General features: G+C 70.2%; 21 protein-coding genes. 10 read left to right on the top strand and 11 right to left on the bottom strand.

From position 1 onward, the window contains the following. Window positions 1-100 precede the first annotated feature (100 nt). Genes WA675_RS07150 through prpD form a run of 3 tightly spaced genes read right to left on the bottom strand, consistent with a single transcriptional unit; the run spans window position 101 to window position 3641 of the window. Window positions 101-1225, bottom strand: a complete 1125-nt coding sequence (locus tag WA675_RS07150) for a bifunctional 2-methylcitrate synthase/citrate synthase (protein ID WP_336082987.1) — start codon at window positions 1223-1225, stop codon at window positions 101-103. An 11-nt stretch (window positions 1226-1236) separates the two neighbouring features. Then, window positions 1237-2139 carry a methylisocitrate lyase gene (gene prpB, locus WA675_RS07145; protein ID WP_336082985.1) on the bottom strand — a complete coding sequence of 301 codons (903 nt, stop codon included), beginning with the start codon at window positions 2137-2139 and terminating at the stop codon, window positions 1237-1239. After that, window positions 2139-3641 (bottom strand): 2-methylcitrate dehydratase PrpD, encoded by a 1503-nt coding sequence (prpD, locus tag WA675_RS07140; protein WP_336083578.1) that lies wholly within the window; start codon window positions 3639-3641, stop codon window positions 2139-2141. Before prpD ends, prpB begins: the two co-directional genes overlap by 1 nt. Window positions 3642-3795: 154 nt before the next feature. Between prpD and WA675_RS07135 the strand changes: the two genes are divergently transcribed. Further along, the gene (locus tag WA675_RS07135) at window positions 3796-5223 is read left to right on the top strand and encodes a short-chain fatty acyl-CoA regulator family protein (RefSeq protein WP_336082983.1); all 1428 of its coding nucleotides are present in this window, start codon (window positions 3796-3798) and stop codon (window positions 5221-5223) included. Here WA675_RS07135 and WA675_RS07130 read toward each other — a convergent pair. Next, window positions 5220-6215 (bottom strand): phosphotransferase family protein, encoded by a 996-nt coding sequence (locus WA675_RS07130; protein ID WP_336082982.1) that lies wholly within the window; start codon window positions 6213-6215, stop codon window positions 5220-5222. The two genes, WA675_RS07135 and WA675_RS07130, sit on opposite strands and share 4 nt — an antisense overlap. Window positions 6216-6343: 128 nt before the next feature. On the opposite strand from WA675_RS07130, the gene WA675_RS07125 reads away from it, so the two are divergent. After that, the gene (locus WA675_RS07125) at window positions 6344-7762 is read left to right on the top strand and encodes a lipase family protein (RefSeq protein WP_336082981.1); all 1419 of its coding nucleotides are present in this window, start codon (window positions 6344-6346) and stop codon (window positions 7760-7762) included. A 33-nt stretch (window positions 7763-7795) separates the two neighbouring features. On the opposite strand, the gene WA675_RS07120 is transcribed toward WA675_RS07125, so the two are convergent. After that, on the bottom strand, window positions 7796-8410 hold the full coding sequence (locus WA675_RS07120) for a TetR/AcrR family transcriptional regulator (RefSeq protein ID WP_336082979.1): 615 nt from the start codon (window positions 8408-8410) through the stop codon (window positions 7796-7798). Between the two features lie 253 nt (window positions 8411-8663). Between WA675_RS07120 and WA675_RS07115 the strand changes: the two genes are divergently transcribed. The 7 genes from WA675_RS07115 (at window position 8664) to WA675_RS07085 (ending at window position 21086) form a co-directional block, all read left to right on the top strand. Next, window positions 8664-9257 carry a hypothetical protein gene (locus WA675_RS07115; RefSeq protein ID WP_336082977.1) on the top strand — a complete coding sequence of 198 codons (594 nt, stop codon included), beginning with the start codon at window positions 8664-8666 and terminating at the stop codon, window positions 9255-9257. Then, window positions 9242-11119 (top strand): SPFH domain-containing protein, encoded by a 1878-nt coding sequence (locus tag WA675_RS07110; RefSeq protein WP_336082976.1) that lies wholly within the window; start codon window positions 9242-9244, stop codon window positions 11117-11119. The genes WA675_RS07115 and WA675_RS07110 overlap by 16 nt, the downstream gene beginning before the upstream one ends. Continuing rightward, complete coding sequence (locus WA675_RS07105) at window positions 11116-16134, top strand: DNA repair ATPase (RefSeq protein WP_336082975.1); 5019 nt, start codon at window positions 11116-11118, stop codon at window positions 16132-16134. Before WA675_RS07110 ends, WA675_RS07105 begins: the two co-directional genes overlap by 4 nt. A gap of 106 nt (window positions 16135-16240) precedes the next feature. Next, complete coding sequence (locus tag WA675_RS07100; RefSeq protein ID WP_336082974.1) at window positions 16241-18310, top strand: acyltransferase family protein; 2070 nt, start codon at window positions 16241-16243, stop codon at window positions 18308-18310. A gap of 48 nt (window positions 18311-18358) precedes the next feature. Further along, on the top strand, window positions 18359-18940 hold the full coding sequence (locus WA675_RS07095; protein ID WP_336082972.1) for a TerD family protein: 582 nt from the start codon (window positions 18359-18361) through the stop codon (window positions 18938-18940). A gap of 51 nt (window positions 18941-18991) precedes the next feature. After that, on the top strand, window positions 18992-19696 hold the full coding sequence (locus WA675_RS07090) for a response regulator transcription factor (protein WP_336082970.1): 705 nt from the start codon (window positions 18992-18994) through the stop codon (window positions 19694-19696). Next, window positions 19683-21086 (top strand): sensor histidine kinase, encoded by a 1404-nt coding sequence (locus WA675_RS07085; RefSeq protein ID WP_336082969.1) that lies wholly within the window; start codon window positions 19683-19685, stop codon window positions 21084-21086. The genes WA675_RS07090 and WA675_RS07085 overlap by 14 nt, the downstream gene beginning before the upstream one ends. A gap of 102 nt (window positions 21087-21188) precedes the next feature. Here WA675_RS07085 and WA675_RS07080 read toward each other — a convergent pair whose 3' ends face one another. Next, entirely contained in the window at window positions 21189-21857 is a 669-nt protein-coding gene (locus WA675_RS07080) for an MspA family porin (protein WP_336082968.1), read from the bottom strand. Between the two features lie 34 nt (window positions 21858-21891). After that, window positions 21892-22554: an MspA family porin gene (locus tag WA675_RS07075; protein WP_336082967.1), complete on the bottom strand. Its 663-nt coding sequence runs from the start codon at window positions 22552-22554 to the stop codon at window positions 21892-21894. Between the two features lie 247 nt (window positions 22555-22801). Between WA675_RS07075 and WA675_RS07070 the strand changes: the two genes are divergently transcribed. Beyond that, on the top strand, window positions 22802-23137 hold the full coding sequence (locus tag WA675_RS07070) for a hypothetical protein (RefSeq protein WP_336082965.1): 336 nt from the start codon (window positions 22802-22804) through the stop codon (window positions 23135-23137). Between the two features lie 7 nt (window positions 23138-23144). Here WA675_RS07070 and WA675_RS07065 read toward each other — a convergent pair whose 3' ends face one another. From WA675_RS07065 to WA675_RS07050, 4 genes are read right to left on the bottom strand one after another with little or no spacing between them, the layout of a single operon-like run. Then, window positions 23145-23729 (bottom strand): TetR/AcrR family transcriptional regulator, encoded by a 585-nt coding sequence (locus WA675_RS07065; protein WP_336082963.1) that lies wholly within the window; start codon window positions 23727-23729, stop codon window positions 23145-23147. Window positions 23730-23785: 56 nt separating this feature from the next. Beyond that, complete coding sequence (locus WA675_RS07060) at window positions 23786-24166, bottom strand: carboxymuconolactone decarboxylase family protein (RefSeq protein WP_442945566.1); 381 nt, start codon at window positions 24164-24166, stop codon at window positions 23786-23788. Continuing rightward, entirely contained in the window at window positions 24166-25050 is an 885-nt protein-coding gene (locus tag WA675_RS07055; RefSeq protein WP_336082961.1) for an NAD(P)-dependent oxidoreductase, read from the bottom strand. Before WA675_RS07055 ends, WA675_RS07060 begins: the two co-directional genes overlap by 1 nt. Further along, window positions 25047-25796, bottom strand: coding sequence for an SDR family oxidoreductase (locus tag WA675_RS07050; protein ID WP_336082959.1), 750 nt, complete (start codon window positions 25794-25796; stop codon window positions 25047-25049). The genes WA675_RS07055 and WA675_RS07050 overlap by 4 nt, the downstream gene beginning before the upstream one ends. Between the last annotated feature and the right edge of the window lie 12 nt (window positions 25797-25808).

Below are 25808 nucleotides of genomic sequence, written 5' to 3'. Positions count from 1 at the left end.
CATTCGTCTAGTAGGTCGCCGCCGCCGACCCGCTACACCTGCGCCGTGACGGCACGTTCGACGATACCGGCGCCACGGCGCCACGATGGCGACTTCTCTTCTACGCCACCACTGTTCGCTGCGGAACACCCACATATTCACTCAGGGGACGGATCAGCGCATTGGACTCACCCTGTTCGATGATGTGCGCGGTCCACCCGGTGATCCGGCTCATCACGAAGATCGGGGTGAACACCTCGATATCGAAGCCGAGCAGGTAGTACGCGGGGCCGGTCGGGAAATCGAGATTGGGTTTGATCCCGGTGGCCTCGTTCATGGTGCGTTCGAGGGTCTCGTACATCCGCACCCACTCGCCCCCGTCGGTGGCGGCGGCGATATCGAGGAACGCCTTCTTCATGGTGGGCACCCGGGAGTCACCGTTCTTGTAGACCCGGTGGCCGAACCCCATCACCTTTTCCTTGTGCGCCAGCTTGTTCCGCAACCACTGTTCGGCCAGCGCGGGGTCGCCGATCTCGAGCATGTCGTGCATGACCGCCTCATTGGCACCGCCGTGCAGCGGACCCTTCAACGCGCCGATCGCGGCGGTGACCGCGCTGTAGATATCGGACAGGGTCGAGGTGACGACCCGGGCGGCGAAGGTGGAGGCGTTGAAACTGTGCTCGGCGTAGAGGATCAGCGACACCTCGAACGCCTTGACCAGCTCCCGCGCGGGAATGGAGCCGAAGCACATGTTCAGGAAGTTCTCGGCGTACCCGAGGTGCGAGTGCGGCGCGATCGGGTCCAGCCCCTGGCGGCGGCGGTGATCGGCGGCCACGATGGTCGGCAGCACCGCCAGCATGCGCAGGGACTTGGCCCGGTTCGCCTTGGGCGAGTTGTCGTCCTCGGCCGGGTCCTCGGCGCCGAGGTAGCTGATGGCGGTACGGACCACATCCATCGGATGGCAGTTGTCCGGCATCTTGGCCACCAGCGACAGCAGCGAACGGTCGGCCCGGCGCGAGGCCCGTTCCTGCTGGCAGAACCGCTCCAGCTCCCGGTGATCCGGCAGCTCACCGTTCCAGAGCAGATAGGCGACCTGTTCGAAGCTGCACTGCGCGGCCAGGTCCTGCACGGCATAGCCGCGATAGGTGAGCGAGTTCGTCTCCGGCACCACCTTCGAGATCGCGGTGGTGTCGACCACGACCCCGGCGAGGCCCTTGTAGATGGTGGGTACAGCGATGTCGGTCATCACTGGTCCTTTCACAAGGCGAAATTGAAGATGTCGGAATCGAATTCGTTGTAACGCTCGTACTGCAGCAGTTCGTAGAGACGAGACCGGTGCTGCATCCGATCCAGCAGACCGGCCTGGGTGCCCTCGGCGAAGATCTCGCGCAGACCCGCCTCGGCGGCGAACATGGCCAGCCGCAGCGTCGACACCGGGTAGATCACCGCGTTGTAGCCGATCTTCTCCAGCGTGGCGGCCGGTACCAGTTCGGATTTGCCGAACTCGGTCATGTTCGCCAGCAGCGGCGTGTCCACCGCGGCCCGGAACCTCTCGAAATCCGCTGGGGTGTGCAGTGCTTCGGTGAAGATCAGATCCGCGCCCGCCTCGGTGTACGCCTGCGCCCGCTCGATCGCCGCATCGATGCCCTCGATCCCGGCGGCGTCGGTGCGTGCGCAGATCACGAAGTTCGGATCACGCCGTGCCGCGACCGCCGCGCGCAGCCTGCGCACCATCTCCGCCACCGGCACAACAGCTTTGCCGTCGAGGTGCCCGCAGCGCTTCGGGTTCACCTGGTCCTCGAAGTGCGCACCGGCGATGCCCGCGTCCTCGAGGAAGGTGACCGTGCGCGCCGCGCTCATCGGCTCGCCGAAACCGGTGTCGGCGTCGATGAGCACCGGCAGATCGGTGACCCGCGCGATCTGCCTGCCGCGCTCGGTGACCTCCGTCAGCGTGGTGAGCCCGATATCGGGCAGTGCCAGATCCGCCGAGACCACCGCGCCGGAGACATAGACACCCTCGAACCCGATCTCCTGGATGAGCCTGGCCACCAGCGGATTGAACGCGCCCGGGATCCGCTGGATACGGTCCGAGGCCAGCCCGGCCCGGAACGCGATCCGCTTGTCGGCGGCCGAGGTCGCCGCCGCCAGCAGGCCGGTCATCAGAACAGGCCCTTCGGCAGCTTCGGCGCGCGGGCCAGCACGTCGTCGGAGACGGTGAAGTTCAGCTGACCCAGTTCCGCGGCGGTGAGTTCGGGGGTGCGCTGGGCGACCTCGAGGAAACGGTCCTGCTCGGCCGGGTCGATGACGCCCTCAGCCAGCGTGCGGAACTTGGCGATGTACTGCTCGCGGGCGAACGGGCGCGCGCCCAGCGGGTGCGCGTCGGCCACGGCCAGCTCGTCGACGATCACCTCGCCGCTCTTGAGCGTCACCTCGGCGCGGGCACCGAAGGCCTTCTCGTTCGGGTCGGTCGAGTGGTAGCGGCGGGTCCACTCCGGGTCCTCGGCGGTGGAGATCCTGTTCCACAGCTCGATGGTGTCCGGGCGCTGGGCCCGCTCGGGCGCGTAGGAGCGCTCGTGGTGCCAGGTGCCGTCCTGCAGGGCGACCGCGAAGATGTACATGATCGAGTGGTCGAGGGTCTCGCGCGAAGCCTTGGGGTCGAACTTCTGCGGGTCGTTCGAGCCGGTGCCGATCACGTAGTGCGTGTGGTGGCTGGTGTGCAGCACGACGGTGGCGATCTGGTCCAGGTCGCCGATCCGCTCGCGCAGGCGGAAGGCCAGGTCGATCGGGGCCTGGCTCTGGTACTCGGCCGAGTGCTCCTTGGTGTAGGTGTCGAGGATGCCGCGCTTGGCCTCGCCGGGGCCGGGCAGCGGCACCGAGTACTCCGCCCGCGGGCCGCCGAGCAGCCAGGCGATCACGCCGTCCTCGCCCTCCCAGATCGGCGACGGCGCGCCCTCACCGCGCAGCGCGCGATCGACGGCCTCCACGGCCATCTTCCCGGCGAAGGCGGGCGCGTAGGCCTTCCAGCTGGAGATCTCGCCCTTGCGGGACTGGCGGGTGGCGGTGGTGGTGTGCAGGGCCTGGCCGATGGCCTGGTAGATGGTCTCGGTGTCGAGGCCCAGCAGGGTGCCGATGCCCGCGGCGGCCGAGGGGCCGAGGTGGGCGACGTGGTCGATCTTGTGTTCGTGCAGGCAGATCGCGCGGACCAGGTCCACCTGGATCTCGTAGCCGGTGGCCAGACCACGGATCAGGTCGCGACCGCCGCGGCCGGTGTGCTGGGCGACGGCCAGGATCGAGGGGATGTTGTCGCCGGGGTGGGAGTACTCGGCGGCCAGGAAGGTGTCGTGGAAATCGAGCTCGCGCACGGCCACGCCATTGGCCCAGGCGGCCCACTCCGGGGAGAACCGGCCGGGCACGCCGAACACGGCGGCACCGGTGCCGTACGGGTGCGCGAGGGCCTGGGCGCGGGCATTGGCGACCGGGCGGCGGGTGAGCGAGGCCGCCGCGACCGAGGCGTTGTCGATGATCCGGTTGACGATCATCTCCTCGGTCTCCGCGGGCACCTCGACCGCATCGGTAGCAACCTCGGCGATCCGCCAGGCGAGGTGGTCTTCCCGGGGGAAGTCCTCGGCGGAGCGGTGGGTGCGGACGAGATGGTTCTTCACGGTGGCGGCCTCCAGAAGCGGGAAATTCACTGGTGTCTTTCGCACGTTACACACGCGGCGAATACCGCGAAATACACCGCAAATGTCAAAATTTGTGGACGCCGACCAGCAAATTTGTGGAAGTTGTGAAAGGTCGGATTGCTACAGTGGCGGCATGCAGAAGATGTACGCGGGCGCGCGGCTGCGGACACTGCGCGATCAACGCGGGCTGTCCCAATCGGGTATGGCCAAGCTGCTCGGGCTATCGGTGAGTTACGTCAACCAGCTCGAGAACGACCAGCGCCCGCTCACCGTGCAGGTGCTGCTGCGGCTCAACGCCACCTTCGATCTGGACATGGGCTTCTTCGCCGCCGACACCGACGCCCGCCTGCTGGCCGACCTCCAGGACGTCTTCGCCGAGGAGCCCGACGCGGCCACGGTCTCCACCGCCGAACTCGACGATCTGATGACCCGCACGCCCGCCGCCGCCCGCCTGCTGGTGAGCCTGCACCGCCGCCTGCGCGGCGCCACCCAGCAGCTCGAACAGTTCTCCGCCGAGGTCGAGGGCGTCACCGTCGAGCCCGGCACCGCCACCCCCTACGAGGACGTGCGCGACTTCTTCTACGACCGCCGCAACCACATCCCCGAACTCGACCAGGCCGCCGAACGCCTGTTCACCGACAACCGGCTCACCCTCGGCGGCCTTGACCTGCAACTGACCCGTCTGCTGCACCAGCGGCACGGCATCGGCGTCACCATCCGCACCGACGACCCCACCGATCCCGGACCCAAACGGATCTACGACCCCGAGACGCGCCGGATCGTACTGGCGCGCAGGCTCTCTCCCGGCCAGCGCGCCTTCCAGCTCGCCACCCAGCTGGCCTTCCTCACCCACGCCGACACCATCGACACCCTGGCCGCCTCGGTGGAGACCATGCCCGAGGGCTCGCGCGATCTGCTGCGGATCGGCCTGGCCAACTATTTCGCGGGCGCGCTGATCCTGCCGTACACCCGGTTCCGCAATGCCGCCGAGGAATTGCACTACGACATCGACCTGCTGTCGTCGATGTTCGAGGTGGGGTTCGAGACGGTGTGTCACCGGCTGTCCACTTTGCAGCGGCCGAATCAGCGCGGGGTGCCGTTCTTCTTCGTGCGCACCGACCGGGCGGGCAATATCTCGAAACGTCAGTCCGCCACCGCCTTCCACTTCTCCCGGGTGGGCGGCAGCTGCCCGCTGTGGGTGGTACACGAGGCCTTCACCACCCCCGGCCGCATCCGCACCCAGATCGCCGAGATGCCCGACGGCCGCAAATACCTGTGGCTGGCCCGCACCACCGACGAGAGCACGCCCGGATTCCTCTCCCCCAAGCGGGATTTCGCGATCGGCCTGGGCTGCGACCTGGCCTACGCGGAGAAGCTGGTCTACTCGCACGGGTTGCCGATCCACGACGACACCACCGCCGTCCCGATCGGCGCTGGCTGCAAGATCTGTGAGCGTCCGGCCTGCGCGCAGCGCGCGTTTCCGCAGCTGGGACGGGCGATCCGGGTCGACCGGAACCGCGCGGCCAATATCCCCTACACCCCGGCCGACCCCGGGCGTTAGCGGCCGAGCAGTGCGGTGACCGGGCCGTCGGCCAGCAGCAGCTCCCTGGCCCGGGCGATGACGCGCGCACCGCTGGGTTCGTCGACATACCCGGTCCACGCCGCGCGGCTGGGCCCCCAGAAGCGGTACAGCGTCTGCACGGCCAGGTGCTGGGTCACCTCGATCTCCACCGAATCCCGGTGCGCCGCAGTGAAATCCGCGAAGTACCGGTCGAGGAACTCCCCGATGGCGGCCACCGAATCCGCTCCGGCGGCCTCCTGGCTGATCAGCACCTCGCACAGGATGTAGGCCAGATCGTAGGCGGGCGTGCCCAGGTGTGACTGCTCGAAATCGATCACGCCGAGTGCGGTGTCCGAGGCGATGATATTGCGCGAGTTGATGTCTCCGTGGGTGACGCAGTCGGTGCGGCGCTGGTACTCGCGACGGCAGCGCAGCACCCGCTCGGCCTCGGCGGGCGTGAGCCGGGCGGCGATGTCGTCGTACTGCAAGCCCAGCTTGAAGTCCCGGAATTCGGTATTGGCGAGAAGCGAGTCGGGCGCGAAACGCCCGTAGGTGGTCTGATGCAGTCCGGCCAGCACCCGGGGTAGGCCGGTCAGGAAGGCGGCGGGCAGCTCACCCCGCGCGAGGGCGTCGTTGAGCGGGCGCTCGCCGGGCGCGGCCGTCATCAGGAAGGCGCGGCGCTGCCGGTCGAAGGCCACGATCTCGGGGACCGCCCCGGCCGGGCCCGCCGTGGCCGCCAGCCGCTGTACGCGTTCGGCCAGCTCGGCGCGTTCGATCGCCGGAATCCGGGGCGGCGAATACAGCGGGTTCTCGATGCCGTCGAGGTACTGCTTGAAGAAGTAGGTCCCGGAACGGGTTTCGACGCGCAGCAGGTAGTTGAACAGGCCGCCGCCCTGCACCCGGATATCGAGAACACGGTCGCGGCCGAGGCCCGCCTCGACCACCGCCAGACAATCGGCGATCCGCTCGGGGGCAGGGTTCTCGTCGGCCACGCGCTACCCTAACCCGAATTAATATTGCGAACGGTCGAAATCTTGATTTCCACCATCGGCTCCCGTACCGTCCCTGCTCACGGGTGCGCACCCCGTCGGACACCGTTGTCGGATCGAGAGTTGGACACATGGAAAGCCAAGCGCGGGCGGGCCGGTCGGGCCGCGAATCGCGGAGAGAGCGTCGTGGACGCTGGGGTGCGCTGGTCGTGAGCGCGCTGGTCGGGCTGACGACGCTGGCCGCCGGACAGGCAGGCGCGGAGGTCGCCGATGACTTCTACACGCCACCGGCGGGGTACGCGGCGACGGCGCCGGGGACCGTCCTCGACAGCAGGCCGGTGGTGGCGAAACTGTTGCAGCAGTTCCCGATCGACGCCCAGGCCTGGCAGCTGCTGTACCGCACCACCGACGGCGAGGGCGGGCCGTACGCGGCCGTCACCACCGTGTTGATGCCGCGGGGGCCCGCGCGGCCGCGGCCGCTGCTGTCGTTCCAGATGGCCTACGACGCGCTGCGACGCGAGTGCATGCCGTCGTACTCGCTGACCCACGGCAGCCTCACCGATCTGCTCGACACCGCGAAACAGTCCGGTCGCTCGACGGTGCCCTCGGAGGCCGCGCTGGTGGCCACCGCGCTGTCGAAGGGCTGGGCGGTGAGCGTGCCCGATCCCGGCGGCGTCGAGGACCGGTTCCTCACGCCACGCCTGATGGGCTACACCGTGCTCGACGGCATCCGCGCGGCGGAGAACTTCGCGCCGCTGGGCCTGCCCGGCGCGGCCACCCGGGTCGCGGGCTGGGGCTACTCCGGCGGCGGGGTCGCGACGAGCTGGGCCGCCGAGGTGCAGCCGCGCTACGCCCCGGAACTGAACGCGGTGGGCTTCGCCATCGGCGCGCCGGTGCAGGATCTCGAGGCCGCCATCCACACGGCCGACGGCCGCTCGACGGTCGGGCTGGTGCCGCTCGGATTGGCCTCGATCAGCAAGGACTCCCCCGAGTTCGCCCAGCGGCTGGCCCCGCACCTGACCCCGGCGGGCCGCGATGCCGTCGAACTCGCGCGGGTGAGCTGCACCGCGACCACCGTGGGCAGCGTCCGGTTCCGCCGGGTGAGCGACTGGCTCGAGGTGCCGGTCGACCAGCTCATGGCCGACCCGGTGATCCGCCGCGAGGTCGAGATCCGCAAGCGCGGCAGCGAGACCCCCACCGCCCCGCTGTACGTGCTCAACGGCCTGCACGACGAGGTGAGCAATAGCCCGGCCGTGGACGCCCTGGTCGACCGGTGGTGCGCGGCCGGTGCCTCGATCACTCAGATCCGCGACGCGGTGCCGGACTCCCCGATGGGCGCGCACGGGGTGGTCGCCCTGACCGGCGCGGGCGGCCTGCTGGCCTGGCTGGACCGCGCGCTCACCGGCGACGGGCCGGTGCAGGGCCCGGGCTGCACGGTGCGGACGGTCACCTCGACCGCACTGGAACCCGAATTCGCCCAGGGGCTCCCGGAATTCGCGTCCGCGATCCTGGGAACACTGCTGGGGCAGGCGCTCGGCGCGGGACGCTGAGCATCCGGGCGGGGCGGGCTGGGGGCGCCCCGCTCACTCCTCGCCGCGGTGCGTCTCGAGGTACTGGCCGACCATCGTGCTGAGCACCTCGAGTCGCACCGTGTCGAGTTCCGGCTGCGGGAACGCGCGGGTATTGAGGGCGTCACCGTCGAAGCAGAACAGCACGATCGAGCCGAGCGCGAGCACCTGCTCGGCCGACAAGCCCCGCGCCGCTGGCATTTTCACACCACCGCTGACCAGCGCCGCCGCGTATTCCAGCCGCACCACTTCGAGCCGTTGCTTGAGCGCGGCATCGGTGCGCGCGGCCACGGTGAGCTCGAGCCACACGGTATTGACCGGATCGCGCGCGGTGTCGCGCCACAGTGCCAGCACGGCGATCACATCGGAGCGGTCCGGCAACTCGGTCATCTTCGCGACGAAGGACTCGCGCTGGCGGCGGCCCACCTCCTCGGCGGCGGCCGCGATGAGATCGAACAGGGTCGGGAAACGCCCGAACAGCCCGCCGTGCGAGACCCCGGCCCGGCGGCAGACCTCCTTGACGGTGACGTGCGCGTAGCCCTTCTCGACAATGGTCTCGATGGTCGCGTCGATGAGCGCCTGACTCGTCTCGGCACGCCGCTGCGCCTGTGTCCGCCGAGCCCCGGGCACGCGCCCTCCTTCGGGTCAAAAATTATCGACTACCTGGTCGAAATCAACGATACCAGCGGGAATAACATCGCCCCCGGGAGCCCTCCCAGGCCCGGAAACGGCACGGCAATCAGGCAATTCGTTTGCGCGAGCTCGCACTTTACGATATCTTTACCTTAGGTGCGCCGGGAAGACTGGTCGGCAATCCCCGGGTCCGATCGGGCCGGGGGTTCGTTCGGCGAGGGGAATTCCGATGGCATCGTGGGGATCGTTCATGGCAGTCGCGCTGTCGTTTCCGGCCGCGCTGTTCACTTTCGCGCTGCTCGTCGTCATCGGGTACTGGCTGCTGGTGCTCGTCGGGGGTACCGAGCCCGACGCGGTCGAGACCGATTCCGCGACACAGGGTCTCGACGCGCTCGGGCTCGGCGGAGTACCGGTGACGGTCGCCGTGACGGGACTGGTCGGGCTGTCGTGGTTCGCCGCGCTGGCCGGGACCGTCGCGGTCGCCGGGCTGTCCGGGCTCGCGGGGTTCCTGGCGCGCTGCGGGGTGCTGGCCGGCGCCGTGATCACGGCGGTGGCGGGCACCAGGCTGGTGGTGATTCCGCTGCGCCGGGTATTCCGCGACGGTCCAGCGCCCTCGCACCAGGATTTCATCGGCCGGATGTGCAGGGTGCGCACCGGCCGCGTCGACGAGGAGTTCGGCCAGGCCGAGCTCACCGCCGCCGACGGATCGTCGGCGGTCATCCAGGTCCGGCAGAGCACACTGCACGCCGCGACCGCTCCCCTGGCACAGGGGGATTCCGCCGTCGTCTACGACTACGACGCGGCCGCCGGAACATTCTGGGTGGCCGCATGGGAGGGAAACTGATGTCCACCATCGCCATCGGATTCGGGGTGCTCATCGCCCTGGTCCTGCTCGCCGGGCTCGCCGTGTTGTTCCTGGTGAGCCGGCTGTTCAAGAAGGTCAGCCAGGGACGTGCGCTGATCATCTCCAAGATGCGCAAGGTCGATGTGACCTTCACCGGCGCGGTGGTGCTGCCGGTGCTGCACAAGGCCGAGTACATGGACATCTCGGTCAAGACCATCGAGGTGGCCCGGCTCGGCCGCGACGGGCTGATCTGCCGGGACAATATCCGCGCCGATATCCGGATCACCTTCTTCGTGCGGGTCAACAAGACCGTCGAGGACGTGATCAAGGTGGCCCAGGCCATCGGCACCCAGCGCGCCAGCGACCAGGCCACCCTGCAGGAACTGTTCAGCGCCAAGTTCTCCGAGGCGCTCAAGACCGTGGGCAAGCACCTCGACTTCGTCGACCTCTACACCCACCGCAACGAATTCCGGGACCGGATCATGGCGGTGATCGGCACCGACCTCAACGGCTACAGCCTCGAGGACGCCGCCATCGACTACCTCGAGCAGACCCCGCTGATCCAGCTCGACAGCCAGAACATCCTCGACGCGCAGGGCATCCGCAAGATCACCGAGCTCACCGCCATCGAGCACGTGCGCACCAACGAGTTCCGCCGCCAGGAGGAGAAGGAGATCACCCGCCAGAACGTGGAGGCGCGCGAGGCGGTGCTGGAGCTGGAACGCCAGCAGTCCGACGCCGAGAACCGCCAGCGCCGCGAGGTGGAGACGCTGCGGGCCCGCGAGGAGGCCGAGATCCTGCGGGTGCAGGCCGAGGAGCGGCTCAAGGCGCAGACCGCGTTCCTGCGCACCGAGGAAGCCCTCGCCGTGCAGTCGCAGTACAAGGACCGGGAAGTGGCCGTCGCGGAGAAGAACCGCGAGCGGGTGATCGCGATCGAGTCCGAGCGGATCGAGAAGGACCGGCTGCTCGAGGTGGCCGACCGCGACCGCGCCGTGTCGCTGGCGCACATGGCCAACGAGCGCGAGGTAGAGACCGAGCGGCGCACCGTGGCCGAGGTGGTGCGCGAGCGCGTCGCCGTGGACAAGACCGTGGCCGAGCAGGAGGAGCAGATCAACCGGCTGCGGGCGACCGAGGCGGCCGAGCGCGAGCGTCAGGCCATCATCATCCGCGCCGAGGCCGAGGCGCAGGAGCACCTGGTCAAGGACATCAAGGCCGCCGAGGCGGCCGAGGCAGCGGCGAAGTTCCTGGCCAAGGAGTCGATCACGCTGGCCGAGGCCGAGGTCGAGGCGGCGGAACTCAAGGCCAAGGCCAAGATCCGGCTCGCCGAGGCCACCCAGGCCGAAGCGGCCGCGCCCGGGCTGGGTGCCGCGCAGGTGCGTGAGCGCGAGGCCGCCGCGATCGAGAAGGTCGGGCTGGCCGAGGCCGCGGTGCTGCGGGAGAAGAACCAGGTCGAGGCCGAGGGCTTGCGCGACAAGCTCAAGGGCGAGGCCGAGGGTCTGCACGAGAAGGCCGCCGCCATGGCGGTGCTCGACGACGCGACCCGCGAGCACGAGGAATTCCGGCTGCGCCTGGAGCTGCAGAAGGAGGTCGAACTGGCGACCGTGCAGGCCCAGCGCGAGGTCGCCCAGGCCCAGGCCGATGTGCTGGCCACCGGGCTGGGCAATGCCAAGATCGACATCGTCGGCGGCGAGTCGATGTTCCTGGACCGGCTGGTCGGCTCGATCGGGCTCGGCAAGGGGCTGGACCGGATCCTGCACTCCGACACCGGCACCGCCGCCACCGCCATGGTCGGTTCGCTGCTCACCCGTAACGGTTCCACGCCGGACACCGGCGCCGGACACGACATCCTGCTGGACAAGTGAGCGCGCCGCAGACGCGGCACCGGGACGCCACGGCCGGGGCGGACACCACCGCCCCGGCCGCGGGTGCCGCCCTCGACGGCGGCACCTACGAGGTGCTGCGCACCCGCCTGCGCGAGCAGGCCCGCGAATTGTCCACGCGCTGCGCCGAACTCAACGAACGCCGGATCGCCGATTTCGGCGGCGTGGAGCTGGCGCTGCTGGGCACCGAACAGATCCGCACCGAACACCACTGCGTGCCGCGCGACATCGTCGCCCTCGACGACGGCCGGATGCTGTTCGGCTACAACGTCTTCCTCGGGCTGAAGCCAGCCACAGAAGTGGCCGACGTGTTCGCGGTGCACCGGTTCCACCGTGACGAACGAGGTTTCGGCTTCGCCGCCGCCGATCCGGCAGGCCTGCTCGACGACCCGCGCTTCGGCCGCGATTTCGCCGAGCTGTACCGGTACTACACCCAGACCCGGCTGCTCCAGCTGCGCCGGGTCGAGGGCCGGGTGCTCGCGGTGTTCCAGACCGGGCAGCGCACCGACGACATCAAGGTGCTGCGCTGGGGCGTGGATTCGGCGGGCGCGGTCGGATATCTCGACAGCCGTGGCGAACGCGATCACGTGTTCCCCGATCCGCACGAGTTCGCCTGGACCGAGACCACCCGCGACGACCAGGTGCCGGGACGGCATCCGCACCTGTCCATCCTGGGCAAGGTGTTCGTGGAGACCCTCGGCGGCACGCTGACGGTCAAGGTGGAGAACAACACCGAGACCGGCACCGGCGTCTACGCCGAGCCGGTCGACGAGCCGCTGCAGAGCCTGGCCGACGCCGAGGTGCACTACGCCGAGGTGGGCGCGCTGATCCTGCTGCGGATCCGCCCGTACAAGGAGACCGCCTGGCGGCACCTGGTGTTCGACACCAGGACCCGCGCGGTGGCCCGGCTCGACGGGATCGGCCTGTCGTGCCGGTTGCTGCCCGAGGACCAGGGCATCGTCTTCCCGGGCGGGTACTACCTGGAGACCGGTGTCCACAAGACCTTCGACACCGAGGTCGACGACCTGGAGTACGAGCGCACGGTGCGCTCACCCAACGGCGAGGACGTGCTCTACGTCTTCCACGCCAGGGCCCAGGGCCGCACCCTGCTGCTGCCCTACAACATGATCCGCAAGCAGGTCGCCACGCCGATCAGCTGCCACGGGTACTCGCTGTTCGAGGACGGCACCCTGGTGGTCTTCCGCGCGGTGTCGGAGGAACCGACGCGGGTGCACACCATGCAGGTGTGGCAGACGCCGTTCGTCTCCGACACCCACGCCGCGCGCACGCCGCCAGGGACCGGTCCGCTGGCCCGCATCGGCAATGCCGAGCTGGTGCGCGGGCTCTCGGACTGCCTGTCGGTGAGCCGCATGGTCGAGGACCTGTCCCCGACCACCGAGGTGTTCGAGGCGATCATCGCCGCCTGCGGGCGCACCGCCGATCACCATCACTGGCTGGCCGACGCCGAGTTCGGTGATCTGGCCGCCTCGCTGAGCGCGCTGCGCGGTACCGCCGAACAGGTGGTCGAGGAGTTCGCGAAGGTCACCGCCCGCACCGAGCAGGCCGCCACCGCGGTGGCCGAGGCGGGCGAGCGGATCGCGACCCTGCTGCGCACCGGCGGCGGGCACACCACCGCCGGAGGCTGGGTCGAGGAGCTCACCGCGCTGCACCGCGCCGCGGGCCGGATCGAGTCGCTGCGCGAACTGCACTATGTCGACACCGCCCGGCTCGACGAGCTGGCCACGGCGGTGGCGACCGCACTGGACGATACCGGGCGCGCGTGCGTCGAATTCCTCAGCGGCCCGGATTCTTTCGACGACTACCTGGCCTCGATCGAGGAGACCCGCACCCGCGCGGCGGCGGTCGCCACGGTCGCCGAGGCCGCGCCGCTGCGCGAGTGGCTGGCCGAGCGGACCGCGGATCTACAGACGGTGGTCGAGGTGGTCACCGGGCTCGATGTCGGCGACGCGACACTGCGCACCGGCATCCTGGAACGGGTCTCGGCCGTGCTGGCCGCGGCCAACCGGGCCGGAGCCACCCTGGAAGCGCGGCGCGGCGAGCTGGCCGCCATCGAGGGCCGTGCCGAGTTCGCCGCCGAGTACGCGCTGCTCGGTCAGGCCGTCACCAGCGCGCTCGCCCGCGCCGACACCCCGGCCGCCTGCGACGACCTGGTCGCGACCCTGCTGGGCACGGTCGAAGACCTGGAGACCCGCTTCGGCGGGATCGACGACTTCGCCGAGCGGATCGCGGGCACCCGCGACGACCTCTACGAGGCCTTCGCCACCCGGCGCCAGACCCTGCTCGACGAACGGTCCCAGCGCGCGCGGCGCCTGGTCGAGGCCGCGCAGCGGATGCTGTCCAGCATCGAACGCCGCAGTGCCGCACTGAGTTCGGTGGACGAAGTGAACGCCTACTTCGCCGCCGACCCGATGGTGCTGCGGCTGCGCGCCGCGATCACCGACCTGCGTAGCGCGGGCGAGGTGGTGGCCGCCGAGGAGCTCGACGGCCGCGTCACGGTGACGCGCCAGGAGGCGGGCCGGGTCCTGCGCGACCGCCACGACCTCTACGCCGACGGCGGCGAGACCATCCGGCTGGGCAGGCACCGGTTCGCGGTGACCACCGCGCAGGGGGATCTGGCCCTGGTCCCGCACGAGGACTCGCTGGTCTACAGCATCAGCGGCACCGACTATCTGGCGCCGGTCCCCGAGACCGAGTTCGGCGCCGACGCCGCGGCGATGTGGTCGCAGCTGCTGGTCTCGGAGACCGCGGCGATGTACCGGGCCGAGCATCTGGCGACCTCGATCCTGGCCGAGCAGGAGGGAGCGGCCGGGCTCGAGGATCTGCACGAGGCCGCGGCGGCGGGCAAGCTCGACGGCATCGTGCGGGAGGTGGCGCGGCAGCGCTACGACGAGGGGTATCAGCTCGGCGTGCACGATCAGGACGCCACCCTGATCCTCGCCGCGCTGCTCGAATTGCACACGGGCGCGGGGCTGTTGCGCTACCGGCCCACCGATCGCGCCGCCGCTCAGCTGTGGTGGTGCTTCGGCACCGAGCTCACCGAGGCGACCCGCGCGCAGCTCACCACGCGCATCGTCTCGTCGGCGCGGGCGGCGGCGATCTTCGCCGAACCCACCGCCCGGGCCCGGGTGATCGGCGAACTCACCGGTGCCATCGCGGAATTCGGCACCCTGCTCGGCCTCGCCGACCTGGACGCGGACGCCGCGGGCGCCTACCTGTTCCACGAGATCGCCACCGAGCCCGCCGGTTTCATCACCGCGACGGCGGCCAGGGAGTTGCTGACCGGCTTCCGGCGCAGGCTCGACGCCGCCCACCCCACCGCCTTCGCCGAATTCACCGCCGCGATGGGCAGTCTCGACGACGATCCGGCCGAGCGGTATCACCTGGTCACCACCTGGCTCAGCGCCTACGCCGAGAGCACCGGCGATCCGGCACGGATCGAACACCTGCCGGAAGCCGTCGCGATCGAACTGTGTGGCGCGATGCTCACCCGATTCGACTGTGCCGCACCGCTGGTCACCGAGGTCGAGGGGCTGCTCGGGGAGCATCCGCGCGTTCTCGGCGGCCGGTTGCCGATCCGGCTGGCCGAGCTGACCGCCCGCGCACACCGGTTCCGCACCAGGGAGATGCCGGTCTTCCGCGCGCATCTGCGCCGCCGTGGCGAACTGCTCGCCGCCGAGCGCGCGCGGCTGCGCCTGGACGACTACAAGCCCGCGGTGCTCGGCGGGTTCGTGCGCAACCGGCTGCTCGACGAGGTCTATCTGCCGCTCATCGGTGACAATCTGGCCCGCCAGCTCGGCACCGCCGACGCGGCCGCCGCGGCGGTGCGATCCGGTCTGCTGCTGCTGATCTCGCCGCCGGGCTACGGCAAGACGACGCTGATGGAGTACGTGGCCGCGCGGCTCGGGCTGATCTTCGTCAAGGTCGACGGACCGGCGCTCGGCCACCAGGTGCACTCGCTGGACCCGGCGGCCGCGCCCGACGCGACCGCGCGCCGCGAGGTGGAGAAGATCAACTTCGCGCTCGAGCTGGGCAACAATGTGCTGCTCTACCTCGACGACATCCAGCACACCTCGCCGGAACTGCTGCAGAAGTTCCTGTCGCTGTGCGACGGGCAGCGCCGCATCGACGGCGTATGGGACGGGCGGACCCGCACCTACGATCTGCGCGGCAAACGCTTCGCGGTGTGTATGGCGGGCAACCCGTACACCGAGCAGGGCAAGCGGTTCCGGATCCCGGACATGCTCGCCAACCGCGCCGATGTGTGGAACCTCGGCGATGTGCTGTCCGGGCGCGACGATCTGTTCGCGCTGAGCTACGTGGAGAACGCGCTGGCCACCAATCCCGTGCTCGCGCCGCTGGCTTCGCGCGAACGCGACGATCTGGACCTGCTGCTGCGGCTGGCCGAGGGCGACGACACCGTGCGCACCGACCAGCTCGCCCACCCGTACGCCCCCGCCGAGCTCGCCGACATCACCGCCGTGCTGCGCACGGTGCTGCGGGTGCGCGCGGTGGTGTCGGCGGTGAACCGGGCCTACCTGGCCTCGGCCGCCACCACCGACACCGCGCGCACCGAGCCGCCGTTCCGGCTACAGGGTTCCTACCGGGACATGAACGGGCTCACCAGCCGGATCGTGCCGGTGATGAACGCGGCCGAGGTCGAGGCGCTCATCGACGACCACTATCGCGGCGAGGCGCAGACCCTGGCCGCCGACGCGGAGGCCAACCTGCTCAAACTGGCGGAACTGCGCGGCAGGCTCACCCCCGAACAGGCCACGCGCTGGGCGGAATTGAAGGCCGCGTGCGTGCGTGACCAGGCCCTCGGCGGCGGCGCGGACGACCCGCTCGTGCGCGCGGTGGGCGGGCTCGGACTGCTCGCCGACCGGCTCGGCGCGGTGGAGACCGCCATCCGCGCGCTCGACGCCGGACCGTCCGCCGGAAAGCATGTGGCCCAGCACCCCGGGCCGCCGACGATGTGACACCGCGTTCGGCGCGTGGTAGGAGATTCGACATGCTTTTGTCGCTCGCCGTTCGGAATCCCGGTTCACTTGCCGTCGGCGGGGACGCGGCATCGTGTTCGCGCCGGTGACCGTCACCGGGACCGGGCCCGCCACGACGGCGCCGGTCACCACGCACTCCTACCGCTCCGATCTCGACGGGTTGCGCGGGCTGGCCATCACCCTGGTGGTGGTCTTCCACGTGTGGATGGGCCGGGTCTCCGGCGGCGTCGACGTGTTCCTGGTGCTGTCGGGCTTCTTCTTCACCGGGCTGCTGCTGCGCCGGGCCGAACGCGGCGAACCGGCGTGGGAGTGGTCGGTGCTGCGGCGCACCGTGCGGCGGCTGGTGCCCGCCATGGCGCTGGTGCTGGCCGCGGTGGTGGTGGCGACGGCGCTGCTGCTGCCGTACACGCAGTGGTCGGCCATCGCGGGACAGACGCTGGCTTCGCTGTTCTACCACCAGAACTGGGAACTGGCACTGAGCTGGTCGGACTATCTGGCCGCCGATCCGTCGGTGAGCCCGCTGCAGCATCTGTGGTCGATGTCGGTGCAGGGGCAGTTCTATCTCGTGGCGCTGGTGGTCGTCGCCCTGGTGGCGCGGCTGTGCGCGGGCCTGTCGCGGCCCGGCGCGGTGCGGCCGGTGGTGGGGCTGATCGTGGTGGCCGCGGCGGTGTTGTCGTTCGAGTACGCCATGCAGGGCGCGGCCACGCATCAGGGCTGGAACTACTACGACACCGCCGCGCGCGGCTGGGAACTCGCGGCCGGTGCCGCCCTGGCCGTGCTGGCGCCGTGGGTGCGGCTGCCGCGCTGGCTACGCGGGGCGTCCGCGATGCTCGGTGTGGCCGGTGTCGTGCTGTGCGGCTGGCTGATCGCCGACGGCGCCAATCGTTTTCCCGGTCCGTACGCGCTGCTGCCGGTCGGTGCGGCGGTGGCGGTGATCCTGTCGGTCAACCAGGTGCCCACCGCAGCCTGGACCGGCCCGAACCGGCTGCTGGCCCACCCGCTGATGCGGTGGCTGGGCGATGTCGCCTACCCGCTGTACCTGTGGCACTGGCCGATCCTGATCTTCTTCCTGGCCGACCGCGGCGAGGCCGAGATCGATCTGCTCGGCGGCACCGGGGTGATCGCGGTGTCGCTGGGCCTGGCCTGGCTGACCCACCGCTGGATCGAGGAACCGCTGCGCAGGCCGGGTGTGGGCGCCGCGCTGCCCCGGCAGCTGGCGGGCGCGCTGGTGGCGGTGCTGCTGGTCGCCATGCTCTCGGTCACCACGGTCTGGCAGTACGGCGTGGTCCGCACCGAACCCACCGTGGCCGCCGCCGAACTCGCGATCGAGGCGTATCCGGGCGCCGAGGCGCTGGCCGCCGGTGCGCCGGTCCCCGTCGAGCCCATGCGCCCGAGCGTGCTGGAGGCGCCCAACGACCTGCCGCCGCCGACCGTGGACGGCTGCATCGCCGACTGGGACACCCGCGAGGTGGTCACCTGCGTCTACGGCGATCCGCTCGCCGAGCGCACCCTGGCGGTGGCGGGCAGCTCGCACGCCGAGCACTGGCTGCCCGCGCTGCAGGTGCTCGCCGCCGAACACTCCTTCCGCATCACGGTGTATCTGAAGATGGGCTGCCCGCTCACCGTCGCCGAGGACGCCAGCGCCGTGGGCGAACCCATCCCGGACTGCCGGGACTGGTCACGCGAGGTGATCGAGCGGCTCGGCACCGACCGGCCGGACTGGGTGTTCACCGTCGGCACCCGGCCCCGCGACGCGGGCGGCGACGAGACCCCCGCCGAATACCTCGACGTCTGGTCGGCGCTGTCGGCCCAGGGCCTCAATGTGATCACCGTGCGCGACACCCCCTGGCTGCGCCGCGGCACCGTGCGCTACCGCGCGGCCGACTGCCTGGCCGCGGGTGGCGACCGCGCCAGCTGCGGCATGCGCCGCGTCGACGCGCTCGACCCGATCAGCCCGCAACTGGAACCGGCTTCGCGGTACCCGAGCGTCTTCCCGATCGACCTCAGCGACGCGGTCTGCCGCCCGACGCTGTGCGCCGTCGCCGAGGGCAACACCCTGATCTACCACGACGAACACCACCTCACCGCCACCTATTCGCGTTCGCTGGCAGGGGCATTGGGCCGGGCCCTGCGCCCCATCCTGGGCTGGTGGTGAATCCCGTTGCCCCGCACCACCGTCACGGAAAGTCGGTAACCTCGAAGCGTGATCACTCTCAAAAAGGAAGACGGCGCAGCCGATCTCGCAGGCATCACCAAGATGAGCGTGGGGGTGAGCTGGGATCCGTCGGCCGGTTCCAGCGGCGGCCTGCTCGGCATGGCGCGCCGCAAGCGCGGCGTGGACCTGGACCTGATCGCGGTGCTGCTGCAAGGTGGCGAGCCGGTGCGCTTCGCCGGGCTGGACTCGCTGGACCCGATCGGCAACAGCGCGGTCCTGCACACCGGTGACGAGCAGACCGGCGCCGCCGCGGGCGACGACGAGACCGTGCACGTCACCTTCGCCGATGTCCCGCCGCCGATCGACTCGATCGTCTTCATCGCCGCGGCGTTCAAGAAGGGCTCCTCCTTCGAGAAGGCCAACAACGTGTCGTTCAAGATCTACGACGCCACCGGCAGCGACAGTCAGCCGGTGGCCGACATCTGGCCCTCCCTGCTCGGCTCGGAGAACGCCAACGCCATCGCGCGCGCCTTCCGCAACGGCCCGGTCTGGCAGCTCGAGGTACTCGACCGCAAGGGCAAGATCAAGCAGGGCGACCGGCAGGCGCTGCTGCGTTTCGCCCTCGCGTAACCGCGTCGTCCCGGCCCGCTACCGTAGGGAAGCAGGACCGGAGGCAATGTATTGAGCGCACAGTTGATGATCGTGGAGGACGACACCCGGGTTCGGACGTCGCTACGGCTGGCGATGGAAGACGAAGGGTATGTCGTCGCCGAGGCGGAGATCGCCGAGGCCGCGCTGGACCAGGTCCGCGCGCACGGGGTGCCGGACGTGATGATCGTGGACCTCATGCTCGGCGGCGGGATGGACGGCTACACCTGTATCCGGGAGGTCCGCCGCGATCACGACGTGCCGATCATCGTGGTCAGCGCCCGCGACGACACCCATGATGTCGTCGCGGCGCTGGAGGCGGGCGCCGACGACTTCGTCACCAAGCCGTTCGAGGTCAAGGAGCTCACCGCCCGGATCAGGGCGCTGCGCAGGCGCACCCGCGCCGCGATCGAGCGCGAGAGCACCGAGCTGGTCCTCGACGGCGAGCGGCGGCTGGTACTCAGCCAGGAACGCGGCTCGGTGCAGCTCGACGGCCGCGACGTGCATCTCACGCTCACCGAGTTCCGGCTGCTGTGCGAGCTGGCCGCCAACGACAGCCTGGTGCTGAGCAGGCAGGTGCTGCTCGACAAGATCTGGGACCGCGGCTTCTTCGGCGACGAACGCATCGTCGACGTGCACGTGCGCAGGCTGCGCACCAAGATCGAACGCGATCCCGCCGACCCGCGCCTGATCGTCACCGTGCGCGGGCTCGGCTACCGCCTCGATGTCCGGCCCTGACGCCCGCGGCCGATTACCGTCGCGGTTCCGTGGGCTGCGCGGCCGGGTCATGGCCGCGTTCGTGGCCGGGGCCGGGCTGGTCGCGGTGGTGCTGGCCGGGTCGGTCTACGGGATCAGCACCAGCTACATGGAATCGCAGCGGGTACGCACCGTGGAGCGGGCGGCGGGCGTGCACGCCGAGCTGCTGCGGCTGCGGCTGGACAAACTGAACGTCACCGGGGAGCAGGCGCTCCAGACCCTGCACCTGCCCACCGGCACCATGGCCCTGCTGCACTTCGACGACGAGTGGACCATCGTCGGCAGCGATGTCGCGCCACCGCCGCTGGCCGAGGTGATCGGCAGCCATCCGGTCGAGGCGACCGAGGTGCGCATCGATGGGCAGCCGTATCTGCGGGCGGGCGCGCGCGTCGACCAGCGCTCGGTGCTCTACGAATACGCGCCGCTCCAGGAACTCGTCTCGACCATGCGGATGCTGCGCACCATCGTGCTGGCCTGCGCGGTGGTCACCGTGGCGGTGGCCGCGGCGCTGGGTGCCTGGGCGGCCCAGCGCGTGCTGCGCCCACTGCGGCAGGTGGCGGGCACCGCCTCACGCATCGCCTCGGGCGAACACGACCTGCGACTGCCGCGCACCACCGACGACGACCTGTCCACCACGGTCGACTCGTTCAACGCCATGGTCGATTCCCTGCAGCGCCGCATCGAACACGAGCGGCGCCTGGTCTCCGACCTCAGCCACGAATTGCGCACGCCGCTCACCACGCTCACCACCACCGCCACCGTGCTGGCCGGGCACCGCGCCGAACTGTCCGAACGCCCCAACGCCGCGCTGGACCTGCTGCTCGAGGAGACGACCTACCTGCGCAGACTGCTCGACGACATGCTCGCGCTGGCCCGCGCCGAGGCGGGTATCCACCGCTCCGACCCCGCGCCGCTCTCGCCCGCCGAGCTGCTCGCCCACCTGCTGACCGGGCGCGGCACCGCGCCCGAGCTGCTCACCATCCACAGCGAGGACCGGATCCGCGGGCGGCGGATGGAACTCGAACGCGCGCTGACCAATCTGCTCGACAATGCCGAGCGCCACGGCGGCGGGCTGATGGGCGTCGCCGTCGACCGCGACGGGCCCGATCTGCGGATTGTCATCGACGACGCGGGCCCCGGCGTGCCGGTCGCCGACCGAGAGCGGATCTTCCACCGGTTCGTCACCGCCTCGCGCACCACCGCGGGCACCGGCATCGGTCTGGCGCTGGTGGCCGAGACCGTGGCCGGGCACCACGGCAGCCTGTCGTGCACCGAACGTCCCGGCGGCGGCGCGCGTTTCGTCGTCACCATCCCGGCCCTGGTCCCGGGTCGTCATGAGTTCGCAAACTCGCCGCCCGGCCCGGCGCAATGAACGCCGGTCATCCTCGACCGGTGCCGCGCCACGATGAGGGTGTCGCCGAGCACGGCGAAGGCCCGGCGCACGTGGCGCCGGGCCTTCGTGTCCCCTGCCGGATCAGCCGATGCTGAACGGCTGGCCCCAGAGCGTGACCACCGAGTTCACATTGGCGGTCTCGACCTTCACCTTCACGAACGCGCGCGCCTGGGCGTACCCCGCGCAGCCCGAGAGGCCGATGGTGGAGTCGGCCCAGGTCACCGAGCCGGACTCACCCTTGAACTTGTTGTTGGTGCCGTGGTCCTCGTTGCCGTAGTCGTCGGCCTTCTCGAGGTCGAGCAGGTAGAACGACTTGGCCTGGCCGGGGCCAAGGCTCAGCTCGGCGCCGCTGCTGGCACCGACGCTGACATCCTCGCCGTCCCAGCTGGATTCGCCCTCGACGCCGCCCTCGACGCCGCCGCCGTCGATGTTCACCTGGCAGCCCACCACGTAACCGGGGTAGATCTTGCCGCCCTTGGCGTTCTCCCCGGCGACCTCGACCTGCGCGCTGCCGGAGACCCAGACATTGCGGTGCACCGGGGTCGAGCCCATCGACGGGTTGATGTTGGCCGACTCGCCCACCAGGCGCACGGTGACGACGGTGCCGTCGGACAGGGTCTTGACGATCTCGCCGCCGGGCAGCGGCACGAAGGTGTCGGCGTTGGCGGCACCGGTGGACAGCAGCCCGAAGGTCACCGCGGCCGCGCCGACCACGCCGGCCAGCCGCGCGGTCTTCTTACGGTCGATCATGTATGTCATTCCTCGGATCGATGTGTCGGTGGGCTCAGCCGATGCTGAACGGGGCACCGTAGAGCGTGGTCTTGGAGTAGTGGTCGCCGATGATCTCCACGACGGAGTAGGAGCGGGCCTGCGCGTAACCGCCGCAGCCCTGGACCTCGATCTCCACGTCCTGGTACTCGACCGAGTAGACGCCCGGCTTCAGGATGTCCTTCTTCTCGATCTGGACGAACTTGACCTCGCCCGGACCGATGTCGAGGCCGACCGAGCCGCCGAGGCTGCCGCCGGACAGGTCGATGCCGCCGGAGATGCCCGCGGAGATCGCGTCGTCACCGATGGCCACCTGGCAACCGATGATGTAGCCGGTGTTCAGCTGCGAGGCGCCGTGGGTGGAGGAGTTGTTGGAACCCTCCTTGCCCGCAGGACCGTTGTACGGGCCGACTTCACCCTCGGGGGTCACGGTGACATCGGCGGACACGGTGCCCGACACCCAGGCCACCCGGCCCGCGCCGTTCGCCGCCAGTGACGGCGAGATCACGGCGTGCTCGCCGGTGCGCGTGATCGAGACGCCGGGGCCGTTGCGCTGGCCGTCCGGCAGCGGAACGTGCGCGTCGGCGCCCGCGGTACCGGCGGCGAAACCACCGAGTGCGACGGCGACGGCCGCGGCGGCGCCCAGCGCACGCGCGCCGTTGGAGCGGTTGATTCTCATACTTCCCCTCATCAGGTTCGAGCAAGATCGCCTCGAAGGCTCGCAGCGAGCATCGTCGCGACTGATGGCGTGCCGAGAACGACGCGACGGCCCGCCGATGAAGGTCCAGGAACGAGAACCTTGCCGGTTCTTTGCGATAACGTGACGGCGTTCACAGCCGTGCGGCCCTTCGCACCGTGTGCGAACTTCGGTCAAGGGGGCGCGATTTCGATGTTCCCTGAATAATTGCTGCGTTACCGTTTCCGGCATGGACGACATCGAGTTGGATTTGCCGAGCGTCGCTTCTTCGCGCAGCGCCGGGCGCATTCTGGAAATCGGCGCGGTCGGTCTGCGCAATCCCCTACCCGTGGACGGGGAACGGACGCAGGCGTATGTGTCCACCGTCGACGGCACCACCCTGCGCCTGCCGGACTCGCTGCGGAACTGGGCCATGCAGACCCTGGCCGCGAACTACGACCTGCGCGCGACCGGCCTGCCCTCCCTGTTCCCCTGCCGGTTCGAATTCGGCATCCGCGACGGCACCGCCTACGCCGTGCCCGTCACCGAACGCGCCCAGCGCGCCCGCGCGGGCACCTCCGCCTGATCCCCCGCTACGCCGGGCGCAGAATGCGCAGGGCCGCCCGCTCGATGCGGTCGGCGATCTCGGAGTAGGACTCGTAGCCCATTCCGGCGCGCACGAGCGCCCCGGCGTAGATGATCTCGAGCAGCTCGACGATCTCGTCGTCGGTGTCCGGGCCGAGCGCGCGCACCAGCCGCGCGCGGATCTCGATGCCGATGCGGGTGCGCAGATGCTCGACATCGGGGTCGTGCCCGAGCAGCGCGCTGGTGACCGCACCGGACAGTTCCTGTTCGTCGGCCACCAGCAGTGCGATATTGCGAAGCTCGGCGAGCACGCGGACGGTCGCGTCGGGATCCTCGCTGACCGGCGAGGGCGAGGCCACCAGGCGGCGCCAGAAGATCTCGGCGACCAGGTGCTCCTTGGAGGAGAAGTAGGTGTAGGCGGTGGCCGTGGCCACGCCCGCCTCGGCCGCGACCAGCCGGATCGTCATGCCCGCGAACCCGTCCCGCGCCAGCACCTGCAACGCGGCCCGGGTGAGCCGGTCGACGGTATCGGCCTGTTTCCCGCTGAGCCGGCGCCGGGTCGCTTCGACATTGATGGAATCGCTTTCGGACATGCGTCCGGATGGTACTCTGCCGCCCCGCCGCCGCGGTGACCCACACCGGCGCGCGGCTACTTCTTCTCGCGCTCCTGCGCGACGACCTTGCCGACCGCCCCGTCGAACTTGGTGCCCGCGGGCCAGCCGACGTAGTGGCACAGGAACAGCGCCACCTCGCGCAACTGCTCCTCCGACAGCTCCCCGTTGCGCAGCGCCGCGCCGATCTGGATCTCGGCCACATCGAGGTGCCCCTGCGCGGTGAGCGCGCCGAGCAGCAGCAGCCGCCGTTCACGCACCGTCAGCGCCGGGCGCGACCAGATCTCGCCGAAGAGGTGATCGGCGGTGACGGCGAAGTAGTCGCCGGGCCCGTCGGCGAACTCCCAGCCGTAGACCTCGCTCATCTTGTCCAGCCCGCGCTGCCGGGCCGCGTCGGGCGTGGAACCGTTGGTGCTCATCATGTCTCCTTGTCGAGGGCGGGTTCGGCAACGCCGAGTCCGGCGGCCAGGCCGGTGCCCGCCAGCCGGGTGAGGGGCAGCTCGACGCCGAGCCGCTCGCCGAGGTCCAGGGCCAGCGCGAGGTCCTTCTCGCCGAGGTCGCGGACGTGGCCGAGAATGGGGAACCAGAAATCGTCCGGGTCGACCGGTGCGGTGGTCTCGCGCAGCATGATCGCGCCGGGCCCACCGGTGACCGCGTCGGAGTGGCGCACCACCTTGCCCAGCGCGGTGAGGCTGAGCCCGGCCGCCTCGGCCAGCCGCTGCGCCTCGGTGGCGGCGGTGAACGCGACGAAGTGCAGCAGATTGCGCGCCAGCTTCATCCGCGTGCCCGCGCCCACCTCCCCGGCGTGCACGATCAGATCGGCGAAGCAGCCGAACGGGCCACGCACCCGCGCCAGCGCCTCGGCACTGCCGCCGACCATCACCGCCAGCCTGCCGCTGGTCGCGCCCGGCCCACCCCCGCTGACCGGCGCGTCGACGAACTCCACCCCCTGCTCGGCGCATCGCGCGGCGAGTTCCCGTGCGGTGCGGTCGCTGATGGTCGAGTGCACCGCGATCACGGTGCCCGGCACCGCCGTTCGCAGAATCCCGGCCGCTCCGGTGACGACCTCGCGCACCTGCGCGTCGTCGATCACCGTCACGCAGATCACCCGCGCGTGGGTGGCCAGCTCGGCGGGGTCGGCGGCCACCCGCGCCCCCGCCGCGGCGAACGACTCGGTGGCCTCGGCGCGCACATCGCACACCGTGAGCCCGCCGGGCCATTCCAGCAGCCGCTGCGCGATCGGCGCGCCCATATTGCCAAGGCCGATGAATCCGGCTGGGGCGCTGTCGGATTCGCCGCTCATCGGATGATCTGCCCGCCGTCGACATTGAGGATCTGCCCGGTGACCCAGCTCGCCTCGTCGGAGAGCAGATACAGGCAGGCGCCCACCAGATCCTGCGGCGTGCCCATCCGCTTGATCGGGATACGGGAGACCATGTCTTTCACCAGGTTTCCCGGGGTGACGGTATGGGTGGCCTCGGTGTCGATCGGACCGGGCGCGATGGCGTTGATCCGGATCCGCGAGCCGCCCAGTTCAGTGGCCAGCTGCTGGGTGAGCCCGTTGACGCCGATCTTGGCCAGCCCGTAGAAGCCCGAGTACAGCCAGGCCGCCGTGGAGGATTGGTTGACGATCGAGCCGCCCCCCGCCGCGATCATCGGCTGCCACACCGCCCGGGTCACATTCAGCGCCCCGTCGAAGTTCACGCTCATGAACTTCTTGTAGTAGTCCCAGGGCACGGTGAGCAGCAGGTCCAGCTTCATGTCGCCGTAGATGGCGGCATTGTTGACCAGGTGGTGGATCGCGCCGAACTCGGCGACGGTGAACTCGGCCAGCGCGGCCGCCGAGTCCGGATCGGCCACATCGACGCGCCGGAAGACCGCGCTGCCGCCATCGGCCACGATCTGCTTGACCACCTCGGCCCCGCGTTCGGTATTGAGATCGGCGACAACGACATTCGCGCCTTCGGCGGCCAGCGCCCCGGCGTAGACGGCGCCGATGCCCTGTGCGGCGCCGGTGACGATCGCGGTGCGCCCGGTGAAACGTGCCATGGTGTTCAGCTC

This window comes from Nocardia sp. SSK8, from assembly GCF_037034205.1.
Classification (GTDB): domain Bacteria; phylum Actinomycetota; class Actinomycetes; order Mycobacteriales; family Mycobacteriaceae; genus Nocardia.
The sequence above is the reverse complement of the archived record's forward strand: the minus strand, read 5'-3'. Positions and strand labels throughout refer to the sequence as shown.